At 66.6% G+C, this 2,365-nt stretch carries 2 protein-coding genes; both read left to right on the top strand.

All coding sequences use genetic code 11. From position 1 onward, the window contains the following. The coding region (fusA, locus tag BL253_RS38950) for an elongation factor G (RefSeq protein WP_076823114.1) at positions 1 to 1,826 on the top strand (1,826 nt) is incomplete at its 5' end. Between the two features lie 122 nt (positions 1,827 to 1,948). Then, positions 1,949 to 2,365, top strand: a 417-nt coding sequence (locus tag BL253_RS38945) for a GTP-binding protein (RefSeq protein ID WP_116438941.1), incomplete at its 3' end; no start/stop codon positions are given.

The raw sequence follows: 2,365 nt of genomic DNA, 5'->3' as shown, positions 1-2,365 counted from the left end.
CCGTCGAGGTGGAGCGGTCGCTGCGGGTGCTCGACGGTGCCGTCGCGGTGTTCGACGCGGTCGCCGGTGTGGAGCCGCAGAGCGAGACGGTGTGGCGCCAGGCCGACCGGTACAACGTGCCGCGGATCGCGTTCGTCAACAAGATGGACCGGGTCGGCGCGGAGTTCCACCGCTGCGTGGAGATGATGATCGACCGGCTCGACGCGACGCCGGCCGTCATCCAGCTCCCGTGGGGCGTCGAGTCCGACTTCAAGGGTGTCATCGACCTGGTCCGGATGAAGGGCCTGATCTGGCACTCCGAGGACAAGGGCGCCTCCTACGACGTCGTCGACATCCCGCGCGACCACGAGGAAGCCGCGCAGGAATGGCGCGACAAGCTCCTCGAGACCGTCGCCGAGAACGACGACGACCTCATGGAGAAGTACCTCGAGGGCACGGAGCCCACCCTCGACGAGCTGATCGCGGCGATCCGACGGGCCACCCTGACCGGTTCGATCAACCCGGTCATGTGCGGCACGGCGTTCAAGAACAAGGGCGTGCAGCCCATGCTCGACGCCGTCGTCGACTTCCTGCCCAGCCCGACCGACGTCGGCAGGACCGTCGGTCACAAGGTGGGCAACGAAGAGGTCGAGATCGCCCGCGAGGCCAGCGAGGACGAGCCGTTCTCCGCGCTCGCCTTCAAGATCATGTCTGACCCGTACGTCGGCAAGCTGACCTACATCCGGGTGTACTCCGGCAAGCTCTCGTCCGGTTCCGCGGTGCTCAACTCCACCAAGGACCGCAAGGAGCGGATCGGCCGCATCCTGCAGATGCACGCCAACCACCGGGAGGATCGGGACGGCGTCGGCGCCGGCCAGATCGTCGCGGTGGTCGGGCTGAAGAACACGACCACCGGTGACACCCTCTGCGACCCGAACGCGCCGGTCGTGCTGGAGTCGATGACATTCCCGGCTCCGGTCATCCACGTCGCGATCGAGCCGAAGACGAAGGCCGACCAGCAGAAGCTGGGCACCGCGATCCAGCGGCTGGCCGAGGAGGACCCGACCTTCCAGGTCCGCACCGACGAGGAGACCGGTCAGACGGTCATCTCGGGCATGGGCGAACTGCACCTCGAGGTGCTGGTCGACCGGATGAAGCGCGAGTACAGCGTCGACGCCAACGTCGGCCGCCCGCAGGTCGCGTACCGGGAGACCGTCCGCCGGAAGGTCGAGAAGGTCGACTACACCCACAAGAAGCAGACCGGTGGTTCAGGTCAGTACGCGCGGGTGATCATCAGCCTGGAGCCTTCCGGTGGTGACGGCGGTGGCTATGAGTTCCAGAACAAGGTCACCGGCGGCCGCATCCCGAAGGAGTACATCCCGAGCGTCGACGCGGGCTGCCAGGAGGCCATGGAGTTCGGTGTACTCGCCGGCTACCCCCTGGTCGACGTGAAGGTCACCCTGCTGGACGGCCAGTACCACGAGGTCGACTCCTCCGAGCTAGCCTTCAAGATCGCCGGTTCGATGGCGTTCAAGGATGCGGCGCGGAAGGCCGACCCGGTCCTGCTCGAGCCGATGATGTCCGTCGAGGTCACCTCTCCCGAGGACTACATGGGTGAGGTCATCGGCGACCTGAACTCGCGGCGCGGGCAGATCCAGGCGATGGACGAGCGCGGCGGCTCCCGGATCATCCGGGCGCTGGTGCCACTGTCGGAGATGTTCGGCTACGTCGGCGACCTGCGGTCGAAGACCTCGGGCCGGGCGAACTACTCCATGCAGTTCGACTCCTACGCCGAAGTCCCCAACAACGTCGCGAAGGACATCATCGCGAAGGCCCGCGGGGAGTAACGCCCGCCCGGGGTGAAGCGGTCCCCGGATCTCCGCGCCAGCGGATGTCCGGGGCACGGTCCCCCTGGGCCCCAAACGAGACGATCTACAGCAAGACACCACCCGTCCTTGGAGGGACACCCGTGGCGAAGCAGAAGTTCGAGCGGACCAAACCGCACGTCAACATTGGCACCATCGGTCACATTGACCATGGCAAGACCACGCTGACGGCGGCCATCACCAAGGTCCTGCACGACGCCCACCCGGACCTGAACCCGTTCACCCCGTTCGACCAGATCGACAAGGCGCCCGAGGAGAAGGCCCGCGGCATCACCATCTCCATCGCGCACGTCGAGTACCAGACGGACGCCCGGCACTACGCGCACGTCGACTGCCCGGGTCACGCCGACTACATCAAGAACATGATCACCGGTGCCGCCCAGATGGACGGGGCGATCCTGGTCGTGTCGGCGACCGACGGCCCGATGCCGCAGACGAAGGAGCACGTGCTGCTCGCTCGTCAGGTTGGCGTGCCGTACATCGTCGTCGCCCTGAACAAG

Origin of the sequence: Pseudofrankia asymbiotica (genome assembly GCF_001983105.1) — a bacterium.
GTDB lineage: Bacteria > Actinomycetota > Actinomycetes > Frankiales > Frankiaceae > Pseudofrankia > Pseudofrankia asymbiotica.
This window is presented reverse-complemented; position numbering and strand designations above follow the sequence as displayed.